The 19,295-nt window shown below is 70.4% G+C and carries 18 protein-coding genes and 1 tRNA gene; 10 read left to right on the top strand and 9 right to left on the bottom strand.

Annotated elements, in window-relative coordinates:
- Nucleotides 1–168: 168 nt before the first annotated feature.
- Nucleotides 169–1,197 (bottom strand): enoyl-CoA hydratase/isomerase family protein, encoded by a 1,029-nt coding sequence (locus ACQBAS_RS00975; RefSeq protein WP_427384456.1) that lies wholly within the window; start codon nucleotides 1,195–1,197, stop codon nucleotides 169–171.
- 253 nt (nucleotides 1,198–1,450) lie between these two features.
- On the opposite strand from ACQBAS_RS00975, the gene ACQBAS_RS00970 reads away from it, so the two are divergent.
- From ACQBAS_RS00970 to ACQBAS_RS00950, 5 genes are all read left to right on the top strand, one after another.
- Nucleotides 1,451–2,455, top strand: a complete 1,005-nt coding sequence (locus ACQBAS_RS00970; RefSeq protein WP_427384454.1) for a LacI family DNA-binding transcriptional regulator — start codon at nucleotides 1,451–1,453, stop codon at nucleotides 2,453–2,455.
- Nucleotides 2,452–3,522 carry a class I mannose-6-phosphate isomerase gene (locus ACQBAS_RS00965; protein WP_427384453.1) on the top strand — a complete coding sequence of 357 codons (1,071 nt, stop codon included), beginning with the start codon at nucleotides 2,452–2,454 and terminating at the stop codon, nucleotides 3,520–3,522. The genes ACQBAS_RS00970 and ACQBAS_RS00965 overlap by 4 nt, the downstream gene beginning before the upstream one ends.
- An 86-nt stretch (nucleotides 3,523–3,608) precedes the next feature.
- Entirely contained in the window at nucleotides 3,609–4,925 is a 1,317-nt protein-coding gene (locus ACQBAS_RS00960; RefSeq protein WP_427384452.1) for an ABC transporter substrate-binding protein, read from the top strand.
- An 85-nt stretch (nucleotides 4,926–5,010) separates the two neighbouring features.
- Complete coding sequence (locus tag ACQBAS_RS00955) at nucleotides 5,011–5,913, top strand: carbohydrate ABC transporter permease (protein ID WP_427384451.1); 903 nt, start codon at nucleotides 5,011–5,013, stop codon at nucleotides 5,911–5,913.
- Entirely contained in the window at nucleotides 5,913–6,821 is a 909-nt protein-coding gene (locus tag ACQBAS_RS00950; RefSeq protein ID WP_427384450.1) for a carbohydrate ABC transporter permease, read from the top strand. Before ACQBAS_RS00955 ends, ACQBAS_RS00950 begins: the two co-directional genes overlap by 1 nt.
- A 79-nt stretch (nucleotides 6,822–6,900) precedes the next feature.
- Here ACQBAS_RS00950 and ACQBAS_RS00945 read toward each other — a convergent pair whose 3' ends face one another.
- The 6 genes from ACQBAS_RS00945 to dcd form a co-directional block, all read right to left on the bottom strand.
- Complete coding sequence (locus ACQBAS_RS00945) at nucleotides 6,901–7,236, bottom strand: zf-TFIIB domain-containing protein (RefSeq protein WP_427384448.1); 336 nt, start codon at nucleotides 7,234–7,236, stop codon at nucleotides 6,901–6,903.
- A gap of 50 nt (nucleotides 7,237–7,286) precedes the next feature.
- Nucleotides 7,287–8,213 carry an ABC transporter substrate-binding protein gene (locus ACQBAS_RS00940; RefSeq protein WP_427384447.1) on the bottom strand — a complete coding sequence of 309 codons (927 nt, stop codon included), beginning with the start codon at nucleotides 8,211–8,213 and terminating at the stop codon, nucleotides 7,287–7,289.
- 35 nt (nucleotides 8,214–8,248) lie between these two features.
- Nucleotides 8,249–8,965, bottom strand: coding sequence for an ABC transporter permease (locus ACQBAS_RS00935; protein ID WP_427384446.1), 717 nt, complete (start codon nucleotides 8,963–8,965; stop codon nucleotides 8,249–8,251).
- Nucleotides 8,962–9,621, bottom strand: coding sequence for an ABC transporter permease (locus ACQBAS_RS00930; RefSeq protein WP_427384445.1), 660 nt, complete (start codon nucleotides 9,619–9,621; stop codon nucleotides 8,962–8,964). The genes ACQBAS_RS00935 and ACQBAS_RS00930 overlap by 4 nt, the downstream gene beginning before the upstream one ends.
- Nucleotides 9,621–10,700, bottom strand: a complete 1,080-nt coding sequence (locus ACQBAS_RS00925; protein WP_427384444.1) for an ABC transporter ATP-binding protein — start codon at nucleotides 10,698–10,700, stop codon at nucleotides 9,621–9,623. Before ACQBAS_RS00925 ends, ACQBAS_RS00930 begins: the two co-directional genes overlap by 1 nt.
- A 70-nt stretch (nucleotides 10,701–10,770) precedes the next feature.
- On the bottom strand, nucleotides 10,771–11,346 hold the full coding sequence (gene dcd / locus ACQBAS_RS00920; protein WP_427384443.1) for a dCTP deaminase: 576 nt from the start codon (nucleotides 11,344–11,346) through the stop codon (nucleotides 10,771–10,773).
- A gap of 125 nt (nucleotides 11,347–11,471) precedes the next feature.
- On the opposite strand from dcd, the gene ACQBAS_RS00915 reads away from it, so the two are divergent.
- The 5 genes from ACQBAS_RS00915 to ACQBAS_RS00895 all read left to right on the top strand — a co-directional run bounded on the left by ACQBAS_RS00915 (nucleotide 11,472) and on the right by ACQBAS_RS00895 (nucleotide 16,815).
- Nucleotides 11,472–11,545 (top strand) — tRNA-Gly (locus ACQBAS_RS00915).
- A gap of 329 nt (nucleotides 11,546–11,874) precedes the next feature.
- Complete coding sequence (locus ACQBAS_RS00910; RefSeq protein ID WP_427384442.1) at nucleotides 11,875–13,167, top strand: TrkH family potassium uptake protein; 1,293 nt, start codon at nucleotides 11,875–11,877, stop codon at nucleotides 13,165–13,167.
- Nucleotides 13,160–13,828 carry a potassium channel family protein gene (locus ACQBAS_RS00905; protein ID WP_427384441.1) on the top strand — a complete coding sequence of 223 codons (669 nt, stop codon included), beginning with the start codon at nucleotides 13,160–13,162 and terminating at the stop codon, nucleotides 13,826–13,828. The genes ACQBAS_RS00910 and ACQBAS_RS00905 overlap by 8 nt, the downstream gene beginning before the upstream one ends.
- Nucleotides 13,829–13,930: 102 nt before the next feature.
- Nucleotides 13,931–14,863, top strand: a complete 933-nt coding sequence (locus tag ACQBAS_RS00900) for a hypothetical protein (protein WP_427384440.1) — start codon at nucleotides 13,931–13,933, stop codon at nucleotides 14,861–14,863.
- An 83-nt stretch (nucleotides 14,864–14,946) separates the two neighbouring features.
- Nucleotides 14,947–16,815 (top strand): acyl-CoA dehydrogenase, encoded by a 1,869-nt coding sequence (locus tag ACQBAS_RS00895; protein ID WP_427384439.1) that lies wholly within the window; start codon nucleotides 14,947–14,949, stop codon nucleotides 16,813–16,815.
- 88 nt (nucleotides 16,816–16,903) lie between these two features.
- On the opposite strand, the gene ACQBAS_RS00890 is transcribed toward ACQBAS_RS00895, so the two are convergent.
- Both ACQBAS_RS00890 and ACQBAS_RS00885 read right to left on the bottom strand, forming a co-directional pair.
- Nucleotides 16,904–17,131 (bottom strand): DUF6458 family protein, encoded by a 228-nt coding sequence (locus ACQBAS_RS00890; RefSeq protein WP_427384438.1) that lies wholly within the window; start codon nucleotides 17,129–17,131, stop codon nucleotides 16,904–16,906.
- 246 nt (nucleotides 17,132–17,377) lie between these two features.
- Nucleotides 17,378–19,246: an NHL domain-containing thioredoxin family protein gene (locus ACQBAS_RS00885; protein ID WP_427384437.1), complete on the bottom strand. Its 1,869-nt coding sequence runs from the start codon at nucleotides 19,244–19,246 to the stop codon at nucleotides 17,378–17,380.
- Between the last annotated feature and the right edge of the window lie 49 nt (nucleotides 19,247–19,295).

Raw genomic sequence — 19,295 nt, 5'->3', positions numbered from 1 at the left:
GCCGACGAAGGGGTGGTGTGCGCTCGGCGCACACCACCCCTTCGTCATGTCTCGTCACTTCACCCGACAAACGCATGCTTCACCCGACATGCGAACCCGGGTAACGCTGCGAGTATCGGGTGACCCGATACTGGCGGGGCGGGTGGGGCGAGAAGGACCAGGTGAGGGTCAGTCGAAGAAGGCGAGTACCTCGTCGCGGGTGACGTCGGCGAGGGAGGCGTGACGCCACGTCGGGTTCCGGTCCTTGTCGACGAGCTGGGCGCGGACCCCTTCGCTGAAGTCGGACGTCTCGGCGAGGAAATGGCGACCGAGGACCTCGTCCTGGTCGAGCACCTCGCGCAACGACTCGAGGCGGGCCGCCCGGCGCAGGGCTTCGAGCGTCACGGCCACCGCGAGGGGCGAGCGAGCGGCGAGGTCGGCGCCCGCACGCCTCGCTGCGGGGTCGGGGTGCGAGGTCAGCCGGTCGAGGATCACGGCGGGGTCGTCACCGGCGTAGCACTCGTCGATCCACGAGCGCTCACCCATCAGCTCGCTCTCGGGCTCCACGTCGCCGACCTCCGGGCCGAGCTCCTCCCACGCCGCGAGCCGCTCGACGAGCCGGGGCATGTCGGCCGACGCGACGACCGTGTCCGCGAGTCCCACGGCCACGGCATCGCCGCCCGAGATCGTCGCTCCGGTCAGCGCCATGTGCGTGCCCAGCTCGCCGGGGGCCCGCGACAGCAGCCACGTGGCACCCACGTCGGGGAAGAAGCCGATGATCGTCTCGGGCATGGCGACCCGCGAGCGCTCGGTCGCCACGCGCAACGACGCATACGCGGACAGCCCGACGCCGCCACCCATGACGACACCGTCCATGACGGCCACGACCGGCGTCCCACTGGTGGCGATCGCGTGATCGAGGGCGTACTCCTCGCGCCAGAAGCCTTGTGCCGCCTCAGGATCAGTGGCCGCCTGCTCCCTGAGGAAACGCACGTCGCCCCCGGCGCACAGCCCCCGGTCACCAGCGCCCTCGATCACGATGGTCCGCACAGCCTCGTCCCGCTCCCACTCCCTCACCTGCGCGAGGGCAGAGGCGACCATGGGCGCGTTGAGCGCGTTGAGGGCGCGGGGGCGGTTGAGGAGGATCCGGCCAGCGACGCCATCGACGGCGAAGAGGACGTCCTGCGTGGGCAGCGGTCCGGGCGCAAAGTCGACCATGGCGCACACCCTGACACATCGCGACTGACGGTTCCCGCGTCGGGGATCATCGCGCCTTCCGACACGTCGCCCGGCGCGATCTGCCACGCGCCACCCACACCTGTCCGTCCCCTTGTCCGATGGCGCACTCGACCGGCCAGAATCGGCCATCAGGTAACGCTTGGGTCGCGGCGCTTGCCCGACCCGGCGCGCATCTGATGAAGTGGGCGGCATGACAACGTTGTCACCTCGACGGTCCAGCGCGCGGCCCACCATGGTCGATGTCGCCGCCGAGGCCCACGTGTCGGTCAAGACCGTCTCTCGCGTCGTGAACGACGAGGCCGGTGTCCGCGAGGAGACAGCCACCCGCGTCCGCGCCGTCATCGAGCGGCTCGGCTTCCAGCGCCACGACGGCGCCCGCCACCTGCGCGGTGGCCGCACGTCGACCATCGGGCTCGTCGTCGAAGACCTGGCCAACCCCTTCTACTCGCAGATCGGCGCGGCCGTCGAGCGCGAGGCCCGACGCCACCAACACCTCCTGATCACGGCCTCTGCCGAGGGCTCCCCCACGCGCGAGCGCGCCGTGCTCGACGCTCTCGTCGCGCGCCGGCTCGACGGCGTCATCGTCGTCCCCGCCGGCGAGACCCCGACCGCCAACGCCCGCGCCGTCGCCAGCGGGACGCCCGTCGTCTACGTCGACCGCCCCGTGCGCGGCCCCGCCACCGACACCGTCCTGTCCGACAACGTCGGCGGTGTCCGCAGCGCGGTGGAGCACCTCGTGGCCCACGGCCACCAGCGGGTGGGGTTCCTCGGCGACAATCTCGGCTTCTGGACCGCGCGCCAGCGGCGAGACGCCTTCACCGCCACCCACCAGGCACTGCGCCTCCCGGGGCAGCCGCGCGTCGGGATGGGGCCGCACACCACCGAGGGCATCGCCAACCTCCTTCGCGAGTGGACTGCCGGGCCGCAGCCGGTCACCGCGCTGCTCACCGGCAACAACCGGATCACCGTCCTCGCCCTCCACGCCCTGCGCGACACCGGACGGACGCTGTCGCTCGTCGGCTACGACGATTTCGAGTTGGCCGATCTCGTCGAGCCCGCCGTCACCGTCGTCCACCAGGACCCGGGCGCCATGGGCCAGAAGGCCACCCAGCAGCTCTTCGCGCGCCTCGCCGGCGACGACTCCCCGCCCGAGACCGTCGTCATCCCGACCCGGCTCATCGTGCGCGGCTCCGGCACGCGCCCGGTCGCCGTCGCCCCGTCGGCGGCGACGGCATGAGCGCCCCGACCGACGTCGTCGCCCTGGCGATCAACACCCCGCGACGGTTCTACCGCGGTGGCGAGCGGATCCTCGCCTTCCGCGGCATCGACGCCCCCGCCGGCCACGACGACCACCGTCCCGAGGACTGGCTCGCCTCCACGACGCACCTCTTCGCCGAGGGCGGCGGCGGTCTGAGCGCCCTGCCCGACGGCCGCACCCTCGCCGACGCCCTCGAGGAGGACCCGAGCGGCTGGCTCGGCGCGGACCACGTCACCGCGCACGGCACGGAGCCGGGCATCCTCACCAAGCTGCTCGACGCCGGCGAACGCCTGCCCGTCCACTCCCACCCCGATCGCGCCTTCGCCGCGGCCCACCTCGACTGCGCCCACGGCAAGACCGAGGCGTGGATCGTGCTGGGCGCCGAGCCCGGCGCGACGGTGTGGCTCGGCTTCCGCGACGACCTGACGAAGGAGGCCCTCGCGGCCCTCGTCGACGATCAGGGCGACGGCTTGTTGGCCGCGCTCAACCCCCTTCGCGTCGAGGCGGGCGACGCCATCCTCGTGCCCGCCGGTCAGCCGCACGCCATCGGTGGGGGCGTTTTCGTCCTCGAGATCCAGGAGCCCACGGACCTGTCGGTGATGCTCGAACACGCCCGGTTCGGGCTCGAGGAGGCACACGCCTTCCTCGGTCTGCCCGTGGAGCGTGCGCTCGAGAGCGTCGACACCCGCACGCTCGACGGCGAGGCCCGAGCGGACCTTCAGCGCCGCTGGGTCGACGTGCGCGGCCACGGCTCGGCGCTGTCCGAGCGGGCCGACGAGTTCTTCCGTGCCGAGGTGCTCGCCAGCGCCGATGGCGCGGTCGAGGGCGAAGCCGGCTTCGGCGTGGCCGTCTGCGTCGCGGGCTCCGGCATCGTGACGACCGAGCACGGCGAGGCGGCACACCGCGTGACCCGCGGCGACGTCCTGCTCACCCCTCATGCCGCCGGACGCATCCGCGTCGACGGCGGCGCCACCCTGATCCGCTGCCGCCCCGCGGCAGTTCCCACCGCAACATCCACCCCCACAGACCTACCCGGCAACACCTGAGTCGACCCACCCGGGACGACGACACCGATCTGGCCGCGGCTCACCGCCGGGGTCCGCCCACACCGGGCACCACACAGGAGGAAGCAATGCGCAAGAGGATCTTCACCACCACCGCGATGGCGGGTGCCCTCGCACTGGGTCTCGCCGCGTGCGGCGGCGACACCACGACCACCGGCGACACGCCGAGCGACACCTCGTCGTCGGCGATGGAGACGACCGAAGGCGGCGCCGGTGGCGACGTCGGCGTCTTCACCTGGTGGGCCGCAGGCTCCGAGAAGAAGGGCCTCGATGCGCTCGAGGAGCTCTTCAAGGAGAAGTACCCGAACGACACGTTCGTCAACCTCGCGGTGGCCGGCGGCGCCGGCTCCAACGCCAAGGCGAAGCTCGCCTCCGACCTCCAGAACAACCAGCCGCCGAGCTCCTTCCAGGGCCACGCGGGCGCCGAGCTGCTCGACTACATCGACAACGGTCAGATCGACCCCGTCAACGACGTCATCGACGCGCTCGGCGGGGAGGACGTCTTCCCGAAGAGCCTCCTCGACCGACTGACCGTCGACGGCAGCATCTACTCCGTCCCGAGCAACATCCACCGCGCCAACGTCGTGTGGGCGAACGCCGAGGTCCTCAAGAAGTCCGGCATCAACGAGGCCCCCAAGGACATCAAGGCGTGGATCGCCGACATGGACAAGCTCAAGGCCGACGGCATCAAGACGCCGCTGTCCGTCTCGGGCACGTGGACCCAGGTCCAGCTCTTCGAGACCGTCCTCCTCGCCGACCTCGGCGTCGACGCCTACAACGGCCTCTTCGACGGCACCACCGCGTGGGACTCCGACGGGGTCAAGACGGCCGCCGCCGACTACAAGAAGCTCCTGACCTACGCCAACACCGCCTCCGACGGTGACGACTGGCCGGTCGCGACCGACATGGTCATCGACGGCTCGGCCGCCTACAACGTCATGGGCGACTGGGCCGTGGCGCAGTTCGCGGACAAGGGCAAGAAGGAGGGCACGGACTACACCTACTTCCCGGTCCCGGGAACGGATGGCGTCTTCGACTTCCTCGCCGACTCCTTCACCCTGCCGACCGGCACCGAGAACCCCGGTGGCGCCAAGGACTGGCTGAGCCTCATCGGTTCCGCCGAGGGTCAGAAGGCGTTCAACCTCGCCAAGGGCTCCATCCCGGCCCGCTCGGACGTCCCGGCCGACGACTTCCCGCCGTACCAGCAGTCGGCGATGAAGTCGTTCACCTCGGATGACATCGTGTCCTCGATCGCTCACGGTGCGGCCGTGAGCCTCGCCTGGAACACCGACATCTCCACGGCGATCTCGAAGTTCTACGGCAGCAAGGACGACGCGGCTCTGGTCTCCGACCTCACCGCTGCGGCCGAGAAGAACCTCGGCTGATCCAGCACATAGGGTGCGGGCGGGCCGGCGACGGTCCGCCCGCACCCCGCGCACGTCCCACCCCGCACCTCAGATCGGACCCCTCATGAAGAAGGCCAAGGACTGGCTGCCCGGCTTCCTGCTGGTGCTGCCGTCGATGATCCTCGTCGGGATCTTCGTCTACGGGCTCATCTTCCGGAACATCGACACCTCGTTGGACCGGACCGTCACCCGAGCCACCAAGCGTGAACTCAACCCCGGCGGCATCGCGAACTACACCGACATGCTCGGCAGCGCCGACTACCAGCACGCGTTGTGGAACCTCCTCGTGCTCACCGTCGTCTTCCTCGCCGGCACCATGTTCTTCGGCCTCCTCTGGGCCGTCCTCCTCGAGAAGGGGGTCAAGGGCGAGGGCTTCTTCCGCAGCCTCTACCTGCTCCCCATGGCGATCTCCTTCATCGCGGCTGGCGTCGTCTGGCGCTGGCTGCTCAGCCCCGGGACGGGCGAGCAGGCCGTCGGCCTCAACCAGCTCCTGCAGATCGTCGGCCTCGACAGCCTCCAGAACGGGTGGTGGCAGTCCGGCGGCAAGTTCTCCATGGCCGCGATGGCACTGCCCGCGATCTGGCAGCTGTCCGGCTACGTGATGGCCCTCTTCCTCGCCGGCTTCCGCGGCATCTCCGACGACCAGCGCGAGGCGGCCCGGATCGACGGGGCGAGCGAGTGGCAGATCTACAAGCACGTCCTCTTCCCGCAGCTCTCCCCGATCGCGCTGTCGGCGCTCATCATCATCGGCCACATGTCGATGAAGATGTTCGACCTCATCTACGCCATCGCTGGACAGAACTCCTACGCCGCCTCCGTGCCGGCGACGCTCATGTGGACGCAGATGTTCGCCCAGAGCAACCCGACGGCCGCGGCGGTCAACGCGACGATCCTGCTCTTCCTCGTCGCCATCGTCGTCGTGCCCTACCTGATCTACACGAACAAGTCCGAGAAGGAGAACCGCTGATGACCGCGGCAGCACCCACCACGGACAACGTCCTCCCCCCGCGGGTCGACACGGGCAAGGCCCCCGGCACCGGCGGCAGCGTGCTGAGCCGCACGGTCCGCTACGCGCTCCTGATCATCTTCGCGATGTTCGTGCTCATCCCGCTCTACGTCCTGCTCGTCACGAGCTTCAAGGACAGCGCGGACGTCACGGCGGACAAGGCGTGGGTCCTCCCCACGAGCCTGACGACCGACGGGTGGCGTTCGGCGATCGACGTCCTCGCACCGCCGCTCGGCCGCTCGCTGATCATGGCGACGATCGCCGCCGCGCTCTCGTCGATCCTCGGCTCGCTCAACGGTTTCGTCTTCGCGAAATGGCAGTTCCCCTTCGCGACGACGGTCTTCACGTTGTTCCTCTTCGGGATGTTCATCCCCTACCAGGCCGTGATGATCCCGCTGCAGGGCATGCTCATCCAGCTCCAGCAGCAGCCGGGGATGGACTGGTTCGACGGCATCTGGAAGCTCATCGCCGTCCACACCATCTTCGGCATCCCGATCTGCACGCTGATCTTCCGCAACTACTACGCCACCGCCGTTCCGACGGAGATCCTCGAGGCCGCCAAGATCGACGGGGCGGGGATGCTGCGCACCTTCCGCTCCATCGTGCTGCCCGTGTCGGCGCCGGCCTTCGTCGTGACGATGATCTGGCAGTTCACCTCGGCGTGGAACGACTTCCTCTTCGCGCTCTTCCTGACGAACCGCAACACGGGGCCGGTCACCTACGCGCTCAACGAGCTCGCTGGCGGTCAGAACCCTGACTACCCGTCGATCATGGCGGGCGTGCTCGTCGCCTCGCTCCCGACGCTGCTCGTCTACATCCTGCTTGGCCGCTACTTCATCGGCGGCTTGATGAGCGGGTCGGTCAAGTAGCCGGTTCGGCCGGCCGAGCACGGACATGACTAAGGGGATGGGCCGGCGGCCCATCCCCTTCGTCATGTGCTCCGGGTGCTCAGAAGTCGAGGAACTCCGACATGAAGGACTTCTTCTTCCGCGGCCGTCCCGAGGGGTCGTAGCCGTAGCGCGGTGACGCGGCGTAGCGCGGGCCCGCAGCTCCCTGGCCGACGTTGCGGCGATCGTAGGGCTGCTGCGCGGTCTGCGGCGGCGCGGGCGCTGCCGGTGACGCGGGGGCCGGCGCGTAGTAGGCGGACTCGGCGGCCCCCAGGGCCTCGAGTTCACCACGGTCGAGGAAGAGGCCCCCGCAGCCCGTGCACTGGTCGACGTGCACGCGGTTGCGCTCGTAGGTGCGCATCGGGGACTGGCACTTGGGACAGGTCAGAGCATCCATGTGTGGTCCAACGCCCCGTCCCCGCACGACGTTCCGCCGTGGCGCGCGGCTCAGCTCAGGCCGGCCTCGGCGAGGAAGGACGCCGCGACGTCCGCCGCGTCCTTCTTCTCGACGGTGACCTCCGCCAGCAGGGCGGTGAGCTCCTCCGTCGTCAGCTCGGCCGAGACGGCGTCGAGGGCGGCGGTGACGTCCTCCGTCGCGGCCTCCTTCGTGACGAGGGGGACGACGTTCTGCGAGCCGAAGAGCTTCTTGGTGTCCTCGAGCGCGACGAAGTCGTTCTCGAGGATGGCGGGGTCGGTGCTGAAGATGTTGGCGACGTCGACCTGCCCGTTCTTGAGGAACTGGACGAGCTGCTGCCCCTTGAGTGCCTTGAAGGTGGGCTCGAAGCCGTAGGTCTCCTTGAGGCCGACGATCCCCTGCGCCCTGGTCTTGAACTCGGCCGGGGCACCGAGGGTGAGATCCTCCGCCTGCGCCAGGTCCTCGATGGTGCTGGCGCCACCGAGTTCGGCCGCCTTCTCCTTGGTGATGACGAGGGAGTCATTGTCCTCGGCGGCCGACTTCTCCAGGACCGTCAGATCGTCCGGGAGCACGCCCTCGAGCTCCGTGTAGACCTCCTCCGGGTCGGTCTTGTCGAAGGCCTTGTCGTAGTACAGCGCGAGCGCGCCGGTGTACTCGGGGACGAGGTCGATCGAGCCGTCCTCGAGCGCCTTGAGGTAGATCTCGCGGGCGCCGATGTTGGGCTTCGTCGTCGCGTTGATGCCCTTGGCGTTCAGCGCACCGGCGTAGATCTCGGCGAGCAACTCCGACTCGGGGAAGTCCGCCGACCCGACGACCAGGCCCCCACCCGCGGCACCGCCCGAGGCCGCGCTCGAGGTGTCGGAGTCCGTCGCGAGGGGGTCGGTGCCGCCACCTCCGCACGCCGTGAGACCGAGCGCGGCGAGGCCGGCGAGAGCGATGGTGAAGCGAGTGCGTCGCATGAGATGTCCTTCGGTGAGGGGTGTCCGGTGGGGAATCAGGAGGTGGTGGCGCGGCGGAACCGCAGGAGGCCGGAGTGACGGGTGCGCAGCCCGGGCGAGACGACGGTCCTCTCGACGAGACCGAGCACCTGGTCGACGGCGAGGGCGAGCAGGGCGACGACGAGGGCGCCTCCGGCAGTGACGGCGTAGTCCCCCGCGGCGAGGCCGTCGATGAGGAAGCGGCCCAACCCGCCGAGACCGACGTAGGCCGCGACGGTCGCCGTGGCGATGACCTGGAGCGCGGCCGACCGGAGTCCCGAGAAGAGGAGTGGCAGGGCGATCGGCAGCTCGACCGTCCGCAGGACGGCGGGCGGTCGCATGCCCATCCCGCGGGCGGCGTCGAGGGCCGCGGGGTCGACGGCCTCGACGCCGGCGTAGGCGCCGGAGAGGATCGGCGGGACGGCGAGGATGACGAGGACGACGAGGCTCGGCAGCGTGAAGGCCAGGTCGGACCCGAGGTGCGGGGCCAGCCACAGGGTGAGCGCGAAGAGGAGACCCAGGGTCGGGACGGCGCGCAGCGAGTTCGCCAGGGAGACGAGCCAGCGCCCCCGACCCGAGTGCCCCACCCACAGCCCGAGCGGGATGGCGATCAGGGCCGCCAGCGCGACGACGATGGCGCTGTAGAGCAGGTGTTCGCCGAGTCGGGCGGCCAGGCCGTCGGGACCGGACCAGCTCTCGGGCGCCGTCAGCCAGTCGAGGATCCGGGCGATCACGCGGCACCCCGCAGTCCGGCGGTCTCGGCCCGCCGCCACGGCGTCGCGACCCGCGCCAGACCTTGGATGGCGAGGTCGAAGACAAGGGCGAGGAGGACGCAGGCGACGATCCCGGCCGCCAACTCGGCGCCGATGTCGCGGTTGAAGCCGTCCGTCAGCAGATCGCCGAGCTGGCCGACCCCGATGAGCGATGCCACGCTGACGATGCTCACGTTGCTCACCGCGGCCACGCGCAGTCCGGCGGCGATGACGGGCACGGCGAGCGGGAGCTCGACCCCGAGCACACGACGCAGCGGCGTGTAACCCACCGCCGTCGCGGCCTGCTCGACGCTGTCCGGGACGCTCCCGAGCCCGTCCACGACCGTCCGCACGAGCAGCGCGACGGTATAGAGCGTCATCGCGGCGATGACGTTGAGCGGGTCGAGGATCTGCGTGCCGAGCACGAGCGGCATGAGGATGAAGAGGGCGAGGCTGGGGATCGTGTAGAGCAGGCCGGCCGCGCTGAGGATGAGCCCGCGACCGAGCGTCCAACGGTGGGCGAGCCAGCCCAAGGGCAGGGCGAGGAGCAGGCCGAGGATGAGCGGCAGCCCCGCATAGAGCACGTGGTCGGCCGCGAGCCGGGCGATGTCACCCGCATGGTCGAGCACCCACGACATCAGGCGGCCTCGATGGCGGCGACGACGTCGCCCGCACGGACCGTGCCCACGAGGACGCCCGCGTCGTCGACGATGACGCCGCGTCGGCTCGGCGACGACAGTGCCGCATCGAGGGCGGCGCGCAGGCTGCCGCCGCGCGTGGCGAGGGTGCCACCGAGCCGCAGGTCGTCCTCGGTGACCGGCCCGGTCAGCCGCTGGGCGTCGACCCACCCGAGGGGGCGACCTTCGCCGTCGACGACGAGGACGAGGACGTCCGTGGCCGCGGCTCGGACCTCGTCGGGGGAGGCGCCGAGGGTCACGGTGGGTTCGCTCGCCGCGGGCACCTCGGCGTGCGCGAACCCGAGCGTGCGGTAGCCGCGGTCCTTGCCGACGAAGTCCGCGACGAAGGCGTCCGCGGGGTGCGCGAGCAGCTCGGCGGGCGTGGCGAACTGGGCGAGGCGGCCGCCGACGCGCAGGACGGCGATGCGGTCGCCGAGCTTGATGGCCTCGTCGATGTCGTGGGTGACGAAGACGATGGTCTTGCCGAGCTCGGCCTGCAGGCGGCGGAACTCCTCCTGCAGTTGCTCCCGCACGACGGGGTCGACGGCGGAGAAGGGTTCGTCCATGAGCATGATCGGCGGATCCGCGGCGAGCGCCCGAGCCACGCCCACGCGCTGCTGCTGACCGCCGGAGAGTTGCGAGGGGTAGCGGCGCGCGACGTCGGGCGACAGGCCCACCAGCTCGAGCAGCTCGTGGGCGCGGGCTCGGGCGGCGCGCTTGTCCGTCCCGAGGAGCAGCGGCACCGCCGCGATGTTTCGCTCGATCGTGTGGTGCGGGAAGAGGCCGCCGTGCTGGATGACGTAGCCGATGCCCCGCCGCAACTGGGCCGCGTCCTGGTCCTGGACGTCGACGCCGTCGATGGTGATCCGGCCCGACGTGGGCTCGATCATCCGGTTGATCATCCGCAGGGACGTCGTCTTGCCGCAGCCCGAGGGGCCGACGAGGACGGTGATCTCCCCGTCCGCAGCCTCAAGGTCCAGGTCCTCGACGGCGACCGTGCCATCGGGGTACTTCTTCGTGACGCCTTCGAAACGGATCATCGTCCGCCTTCCGGTGAGGGGGCTGACACAACCTAACCGACGGTGCCGACGGTCCCCGGAGGGGCCGTGCTCAGAGCTCGGCGCGGTGGAACTTCGCGAAGGAGCGGCTGGCCGTCGGCCCGCGCTGGCCCTGGTAGTGCGAGCCGTAGGCGTCGCTGCCGTAGGGGTTCTCGGCCGGGGAGGTCAGGCGCATGAAGCAGAACTGCCCAATCTTCATGCCGGGCCACAGCATGATCGGCAGCGTCGCCACGTTGCTCAGCTCGAGCGTGACGTGCCCCGAGAAGCCGGGGTCGACGAAGCCGGCGGTCGCGTGGGTCAGCAGCCCCAGACGGCCGAGGCTCGACTTGCCCTCCACGCGCGCCGCGAGGTCGTCGGGGAGCGTCACGGTCTCGAGCGTCGAACCGAGGACGAACTCACCCGGGTGCAGCACGAAACCCTCGCTCGGGTCGACCTCGACGAGACGGGTCAGGTCCGGCTGGTCCTGGCTCGGGTCGATGACCGGGTACTTGTGGTTGTCGAAGAGCCGGAAGTACTTGTCGAGGCGCACGTCGACGCTCGACGGCTGGATCATCGACGGATCCCACGGGTCGAGGGCCACGCGGCCGGCGTCGATCTCTGCCTTGATGTCGCGGTCGGAGAGGAGCACGGGCCCAACCTACCGGGGCCGGGCCCGGGCCGTGTGACGGGGCGCGAAGGGGGTCAGTCAGGACCTGCCGAACGTGGGCTAGACTGCTGAGCCGCGCGCCTCCCGAGCAGTTCCGGGGGCGCCGCGCCGATGTAGCTCAATGGTAGAGCGCCAGCTTCCCAAGCTGGACACGCGGGTTCGATTCCCGTCATCGGCTCCAACAGGTGAGGTCCCCCAGCAGCTTTTCCGCTGGGGGACCTCACCTGTTTGTCAACGCTGTGGGAATCGGGAGGAGTCCGGGCGCGAGCGAGGAACGAGCTCGCGCCCGGACGACGGGTCCCGTCATCGGCTCCAAGGGGAGGTCCGACTCCACCGTCTCGGTGCGAAACGGGACGCGCGTCCGCCGTGTGCCATGCTTCCGACGTGCCGGACACGCTGCACCCCGGAGACCGGGGGCTCATGACTCCACGACGTGCGCGCCCCCCCCCCCCCCCCCCCCCCCCCCCCCCCCGACGCATCCGCGTCTTCCGCCACCCGGCTCAGGCGTCGGTGGCCGCCTTCGCCGTCGTGCTCCTCATCGGAACTCTCCTGCTCATGCTGCCGGCCGCGCGCACGGGTGACGGCGCGGCCCCCTTCGTCACCGCCCTCTTCACCGCCACGAGCGCCGTCTGCGTCACGGGGCTCGTCACGGTGGACACGCCGACGTACTGGACGGGCTTCGGGCAGGTCGTCATCCTCGGGCTGATCCAGGCGGGCGGCTTCGGCATCATGACGATGGCCTCCCTCCTCGGCCTGCTGATCAGTCGTCGGATGGGCCTGCGCACGCGACTCACCGCGGCCGCCGAGACCAAGAGCGTCGGGCTCGGGGACCTGCGCGGCATCCTCCTCGGCGTCGCTCGGATCACGCTCGTCGTCGAGACGCTCGTGGCGCTGGCCCTCGCGGCCCGGTGGTGGCTCGGTTACGGCGAGAGTCTGGGCCGGTCCCTGCAACTCGGCGTCTTCCACTCGATCTCGGCCTTCAACAACGCCGGCTTCGCCCTCTTCAGCGACAACCTCATGGGGTTCGTCGACGACCCGTGGATCTGCCTGCCCATCGCGCTCGCCGTCATCCTCGGCGGCCTCGGCTTCCCCGTCATCATGGAGCTCCTGCGACGGGTGCCGCCGCGGCAGTGGAGCATGCACAGCAAGCTGACCCTGGCCGTGACCATCGTCCTGCTCCTCGCCGGCACCGTCTTCATGACCCTCAGCGAGTGGGCGAACCCCGCCACCATCGGCGGCCTCGACGGTCGCGGCAAGCTGCTCGCCGGGTTCTTCCACTCCGTCATGCCGCGCACGGCCGGCTTCAACGCCTGGGACTACGGACAGGTCGATCAGGGCACGCTGCTCGGGACGATCATCCTCATGTTCATCGGTGGCGGCGCCGCTGGCACCGCGGGCGGCATCAAGGTCACGACCTTCGCCCTGCTCCTCTTCGCCATCGTCGCCGAGGTCCGAGGCGAACGGGACGTCACCATCTTCGACCGGCGGATCGACGACCGTGCCCAGCGGCAGGCCACGACCGTCGCCCTCCTCGGCGTCGCTGCCGTCATGGGGGCGACCTTCGTGCTCATCGAGGTCACCGACTTCGCCCTCCAGGATCTCCTCTTCGAGGCGACGTCCGCCTTCGCCACCGTCGGACTGTCCGTCGGCATCACGGCCGCGCTGCCGCCGAGTGCCCAGTTCGTCCTCATCGCCCTCATGTTCCTGGGCCGTCTCGGTCCGATCACCCTGGTCTCGGCGCTCGCCCTGCGCGATCGTCAGCGCCGCTACCACCACCCGGAAGGCAGGCCCCTCATTGGCTAAGCACATCGGACGCGCGGACGGCATCGCCGTCCTCGGTCTCGGCCGCTTCGGCAAGTCCCTGGCGCTGGAGTTGGAGGCGGACGGCGCCGAGGTCCTCGGCATCGACGTCAACGCCAAGACCGTGCAGTCCCTCGCCGGCCGTCTCACGCACGTCGTCGAAGCCGACACGACCGACGAGGAGGCCCTGCGCCAACTGTCGATCGAGAGTTTCGACCGGGCCGTCGTGGGGATCGGGTCGGACATCGAGTCCAGCGTCCTCACCTGTTCGACCCTGATCGGCCTCGGCGTCGCGCACGTGTGGGCGAAGGCGATCAGCGCCTCGCACGCCCGCATCCTCACCCAGCTCGGCGTGCACCACGTCGTGCGTCCCGAACACGACATGGGCAAGCGGGTCGCCCACCTCGTGCGCGGGCGGATGCTCGACTACATCGAGTTCGACGACGGTTACGCCATCGTGCGCACCAATCCGCCGCAGGACATCGTCGGGATACCGCTCGCCGAGTCCCGCGTGCGGTCGCGCTTCAACGTCACGGTCGTCGGCATCAAGCAGGCCGGCAAGGGGTTCACCCACGCGACCCCGGAGACGGTCGTCGCCTACGGTGACTCGCTCGTCGTCTCCGGCACCCGCCGCGACGTGGAGCGCTTCAGCGATCAGGCCTGAGCACCGGACCCGCCGAGAGTCGGCGTTCTGCCGCCTCGACGCCCACTCAGGCACCAGATTGCCGGCACTCGACGCACACGGGGCTGGGCTACGCTCGATCTCATGCCCTCTCAGGACTGGGACGAGCGCCACGAGGCGGAGCTCATCCACTGCCGCAGCGTCACCCGCGACCTCATCCCCGACGTCGGTGTCCGCACCCACTATTCGCTGCCCGCCCGCGAGGGTGAGCGGCTCGGCATCGAGGCTCTGCTCGTCCGACGCGAGGACCCCACCCTCATCGTCGTCTTCCACGGCGCCCTCGTCCGGCGCCAGGTGACGCTGCCACGATTCGAGTGGCTGCGCACCCTGCAGGAACGCCCCGAGAGCCTGCTCTTCATCGCCGACACGACGCTCGACGTCTCCGAGACATTGCCGCTCGCCTGGTACGTCGGCACCGAGGACGACAACCTCACCGACCGCCTCACGGAGAAGATCCAGCACGTCGCCCAGCTCGTCGAGGCCGAGACCGTCTGCCTCACCGGTAGCAGCGGCGGCGGGTTCGCGGCCCTAGCGCAGGCCGCGCGCATCCCAGGGTCGCTGGCGGTCCCCTTCTCCCCGCAGACCCGCATCGGCTCCTACCTACCCATGCCGATCAAGATGTTCCGCAAGGCGTGCTTCCCCTCCTACACCGACTACGACGACGTCGAGGAGCACTTCCGCACCCGCGTCGATCTCACGCACCTCTACCGCGGGCAGACCCCGGCGTGGATCCACTACTCGCAGAACGTCCAGGACACCGACCACATCGACGCCCACATGGAGCCCTTCCTGACCAGCCTGGGGGTCGACCCGACGACGGGCGACGGCAACCCGATGGTCCAGGTGACGATGGACGACTTCGGCGAGGACCACACCCCGCCGCGCCCCCGCCAGATGCGCAGTCACCTCGACGCGGCCCTGCAGTGGCACCGCCAGCAGACGGCGCCGCCGCGCCCACCCGAAGGGGGCCTCAAGGCCGCCGGACGCAAGCTCCGGCTACCCCTGCGAGGTCGCTGACTTGCTCAACCGGTACCGGTGGTATCACTATTCTTGTAGAAGGTAAGCGATCGCTTACTCCCCGACACACGGCGAGGACCACGATGGGTCACTACAAGAGCAACCTGCGCGACATCGAGTTCAACCTCTTCGAGGTCTTCGGTCGCGACCAGATCCTGGGCACGGGCATCTACGAGGACGTCGACGTCGACGCGGCCAAGGACATCCTCGCCGAGATCGCCCGCCTCTCCGAGAACGAGCTCGCCGAGAGCCTGCTCGACTCGGACCGCAACCCGCCGGTCTACGACCCGGCCACCTACTCCGTGACGATGCCGGAGTCCTTCAAGAAGTCCTACAAGGCCTACGTCGACGGCGAGTGGGGCAACCTCGACGTCCCCGCCGAGCTCGGCGGCATGGTCGTCCCGCCGTCGCTGCGCTGGATGATCGCCGAGATGATCTGCGGCGCGAACCCGGCCGTGCACATGTTCGCGGCGACGTACTCCTTCGCGAACCTGCTCTTCCACCTCGGCACGGACGACCAGAAGAAGATGGCCAAGCACATCGTCGACGGCGCGTGGCACACGACGATGGTGCTGACCGAGCCCGACGCCGGCTCCGACGTCGGCGCCGGCCGCACGAAGGCCACCGACAACGGCGACGGCACGTGGAACATCACCGGCGTCAAGCGCTTCATCACGTCGGCCGAGTCCGACATGACCGACAACGTGGTCCACTTCGTCCTCGCCCGCCCCGAGGGCGCCGGCCCCGGCACGAAGGGGCTCAGCCTCTTCATCGTCCCGAAGTTCCACGTCGACCTCGAGACCGGTGAGCTCGGCGAGCGCAACGGCGTCAACGTCACCAACGTCGAGCACAAGATGGGCCTCAAGGTCTCCACGACGTGCGAGGTCACCTTCGGCGACGGCGCCCCGGCGGTCGGCACGCTGCTCGGGGACGTCCACGACGGCATCGCCCAGATGTTCAAGGTCATCGAGAACGCGCGCATGTTCGTCGGCACGAAGGCGATCGCCACGCTCTCGACCGGCTACCTCAACGCGCTCGAGTACGCCAAGGAGCGCGTCCAGGGCGCCGACCTCACCCAGCAGACCGACAAGGCCGCGCCGCGGGTGACGATCACGCACCACCCCGACGTGCGCCGCTCGCTCATGCTGCAGAAGTCCTACGCGGAGGGGCTGCGCGCCCTCGTCGCCTACACGACCGTCCAGCAGGACGTCGTGCACCAGGCCCAGGGCGGCGACCCCTCGGTCGCGCTCGAGCCGAGCTCCGAGGCCGACATGGCCAACCGGATCAACGACCTGCTGCTCCCCATCGTCAAGGGCCTCGGCTCGGAGCGCGCCTGGGTGCTGCTCGGCACGGAGTCGCTGCAGACCTTCGGCGGCTCGGGCTTCCTGCAGGACTACCCGATCGAGCAGTACGTCCGCGACGCCAAGATCGACACCCTCTACGAGGGCACCACGGCGATCCAGGGCCTCGACTTCTTCTTCCGCAAGATCATCCGGGACAAGGCGCAGGCGCTCAACGTCGTCGCCGCCCAGATCCAGGAGACCGCGAAGGGGCTCGACGGCACCCCGCTCGACCGCTCGCGCGAGCTGCTCGGCGCGGCCCTCGACGACGTCCAGGGCACCCTCGGTGCGATGGTCGGCGAGCTGATGAAGTCGGACCCGCGTCAGGAGGGTGGCGACGTCACCAACCTCTACAAGGTCGGCCAGAACACCTCGCGCCTCCTGCTCGCCGCGGGCGACCTCATCGTCGGCTGGCTCCTCGTCCGTCAGGCCGAGGTCGCCCAGCGGGCGATCGCGGACGGCGCCAGCGGCAAGGACCTCGACTTCTACACGGGCAAGGTGGCGGCCGCGACCTTCTACGCCGCCAACGTCCTCCCGAAGCTCAAGGCCGAGCGGGCCATCGCCGAGGCCACGGACAACGCCCTCATGGAGATCCCCGAGTCGGCCTTCTGAGGCCGGGCCGATCGGCCTGACACCGCGCGAAGGCGCCCGCCCCCTGAGGGGAGCGGGCGCCTTCGTCGTGCAGCCTGGAGCGAGCGACTCAGTAGTCGCGCGGCGGGACGTCCCCGCGACGCTCGATGACCTCGGTGTGCTGGCTGCGCGAGCGCTGGCCGTTCATGATGAGGCCGACGACGATCGAGAGGATCCCGGCGATGAGCAGGATCCAGCCGATGGTGTCGAGGTTGGTGTCCAGGGCGTTGTCGACGATGTCGGTGAAACCGAGGATCGCGCCGACGACGATGAGGGTGATGCCGAGGCCGAGGCCCATGGTGTCCTCCTTCGTGGTGCCACTCCGGTGAGCGGCTCTCGATCGTCGACCCTAGCGACTCACGACCCGCTGACGCGGCATCCGGCCTCCGCGCCCCGCACGCCCCCTCCCCCGAGTTTTGGACATCAGATGTCCCTTCCACGGCCAGATCGGCCGATTTTCGCCGAAATTGGGACCGCTGATATCCAAAACTCGACGGGCCGGGTGGAGCAGGGTGGGATCGGCGACTGGGCCGACGAGGGCTCGTCAGGCGCCGCGAAGGTGGAGCGCCAGGACGTCGGTCGCGCCCGGGGTGAGCACGACGGGAAGGCCCCAGTCCTGTTGGTAGAGGTGGCAGGCGGCGTGCTCGGGGACCTCGCCGGTCTCCGGATCACCGTCGCACGCGGCCGCCTGCACCGAGACGTGGAGGACGCCGTCGCCGACGGCGGGGTCGAGCACGAGACGCCGGGTGAGGCCCCGCTCCTTGCCTGCACCTTCGCGCAACAGCGCCTCGGGTGTCGCGGAGACCGTCAGCTGCGTCGGGTCGCCCCACCGGTCGTCGAGCTTCTGCCCGGTCGGGGGTACGAAGGTGACCTCGAGCGTGACCGCGCCCGGCGCGATCTCCGTCGCCGGTCGCTGTGTCCGGTGGGCCGCCCCGTCGACGCGGGTCGCCTTCTCCGGCAACGGGATTCGCGTGAGGGTGTGAGCCGCCGACTCGACGACGATGAGGGCGGGGGCCCCGCCCCCGGTCGTGTCCACGAGCGCGTCGGAGGGCTCGGCGAGGTCGGTCGCCAGCGTGCTCACCTCACGCGTCGCGGGATCGTAGCGTCGGACGGCGCCGTTGTAGGTGTCGCTGACGGCGACGGACCCGTCGGGCAGGACGGTCACGCCGAGCGGGTGCTGCAGGAGCGCCTGGTCCGCGGCGCCGTCACGGTGCCCGAAGTCGAAGAGTCCCGTGCCGACGGCAGTCTCCACCGTGACGCCGGCATCGGCAGTGTCGCTCGCACCGTCCGCGCGCCGCACGGCCCGCAGCGCCGACGTCTCGGAGTCCGCCACCCACAGCGTCTCGCCGTCCGCGGACACGGCGAGGCCCGACGGCTGCGCGAACCACGCCTGCTCGCCGGCACCGTCCCGGATCCCTTCGGCCGACGTGCCCGCGAGGACGCCCACGCGCCCGTCGTCCGGGGTGTCGCCGAGTTCGAGCCACCACAGCTGGTGTGTGCCCGCCATGGCGATGACGACCCGGCCGTCCCACCACGCGAGGTCCCACGGCGTCGAGAGATCCTGCGCGAGCGCGGCCCCGCCGCCGCTGCGCTCCCGCAACTGCCGGCCCGTGCCCGCGACGGTCACGACCTCGCCCGTCGCCAGGGAGATCCCTCGGACCCGGTGGCCGACCGCGTCGGCGACGAGGACGTCGACGCCGGTGCGTGCCGCGACGTCCGGTGGCAGCACGAGCAGTCCCTGCGGTTCGTTGAAGGTCGCCGCGCCACCCCAGCGCGCCCGCTCCGTGACGAGGTCGCGCTCGAGGTGGACGACCTCGTGGTGCGCCGTGTCGGTGACAAGCACCGAGCCGTCGCTCAGGGCCGCCAGCTTGCCGGGGAAACGCAGCGCACTGGCCGCCGGCGGCGGCGGGACGTACGGTGAGTCGCCGACCCGCAGGGTCCCCTTCGCGCGGTGCTCCTCGAGGAGTTCCCCGACGAGGACATCGAGGCCGTGCGCGTGCCCCTCCCCCGACATCGACGCGACGATGTAGCCCTCCGGGTCGATGACGACGAGGGTCGGCCATGCGCGAGCGGCGTAGGCCTGCCACGTCGTGAGCTCGGGGTCGTCGAGGACGGGGTGGTGCACGGCGTAGCGCTCGACGGCCGCGGCGAGCGCGTCGGGGTCGGCCTCGTGCTCGAACTTCGGCGAGTGCACCCCGAGGATGACGAGGCTGCTCGCGTACTTCTCCTCCAGCGGCCGCAGCTCGTCGAGGACGTGGAGGCAGTTGACGCAGCAGAACGTCCAGAAGTCGAGGACGACGACGCGGCCGCGCAGCGACGCGAGGTCGAGGGCTTCACCCCCGGTGTTGAGCCAGCCTCGGCCGGTCAGGGCGGGCGCGCGAAGGTGGAGGCGGGCGGGAGCGGGCGTCGTCACCTCAGCGCCAACGGGGCGGCCCCGATGGCTATTCCGTCCGCGGCCGAGG

The organism is Janibacter zhaoxuefangae (genome assembly GCF_050271985.1).
Lineage (GTDB): Bacteria > Actinomycetota > Actinomycetes > Actinomycetales > Dermatophilaceae.
Note: the sequence above shows the minus strand (reverse complement) of the source record. Positions and strands in the feature narration are given on the sequence as shown.

Bases quoted from the DNA above. Each gene is read 5' to 3' on its own strand.
- ACQBAS_RS00955 (WP_427384451.1), top strand. From the start codon at position 5,011: ATGAAGAAGGCCAAGGACTGGCTGCCCGGCTTCCTGCTGGTGCTGCCG.
- ACQBAS_RS00940 (WP_427384447.1), bottom strand. From the start codon at position 8,213: ATGCGACGCACTCGCTTCACCATCGCTCTCGCCGGCCTCGCCGCGCTC.
- ACQBAS_RS00945 (WP_427384448.1), bottom strand. From the start codon at position 7,236: ATGGATGCTCTGACCTGTCCCAAGTGCCAGTCCCCGATGCGCACCTAC.
- ACQBAS_RS00950 (WP_427384450.1), top strand. From the start codon at position 5,913: ATGACCGCGGCAGCACCCACCACGGACAACGTCCTCCCCCCGCGGGTC.
- ACQBAS_RS00890 (WP_427384438.1), bottom strand. From the start codon at position 17,131: ATGGGCCTCGGCCTCGGCATCACCCTCATCGTCGTCGGCGCGATCCTC.
- ACQBAS_RS00965 (WP_427384453.1), top strand. From the start codon at position 2,452: ATGAGCGCCCCGACCGACGTCGTCGCCCTGGCGATCAACACCCCGCGA.
- ACQBAS_RS00970 (WP_427384454.1), top strand. From the start codon at position 1,451: ATGGTCGATGTCGCCGCCGAGGCCCACGTGTCGGTCAAGACCGTCTCT.
- ACQBAS_RS00900 (WP_427384440.1), top strand. From the start codon at position 13,931: ATGCCCTCTCAGGACTGGGACGAGCGCCACGAGGCGGAGCTCATCCAC.
- ACQBAS_RS00925 (WP_427384444.1), bottom strand. From the start codon at position 10,700: ATGATCCGTTTCGAAGGCGTCACGAAGAAGTACCCCGATGGCACGGTC.
- ACQBAS_RS00930 (WP_427384445.1), bottom strand. From the start codon at position 9,621: ATGTCGTGGGTGCTCGACCATGCGGGTGACATCGCCCGGCTCGCGGCC.
- ACQBAS_RS00895 (WP_427384439.1), top strand. From the start codon at position 14,947: ATGGGTCACTACAAGAGCAACCTGCGCGACATCGAGTTCAACCTCTTC.
- ACQBAS_RS00975 (WP_427384456.1), bottom strand. From the start codon at position 1,197: ATGGTCGACTTTGCGCCCGGACCGCTGCCCACGCAGGACGTCCTCTTC.
- ACQBAS_RS00960 (WP_427384452.1), top strand. From the start codon at position 3,609: ATGCGCAAGAGGATCTTCACCACCACCGCGATGGCGGGTGCCCTCGCA.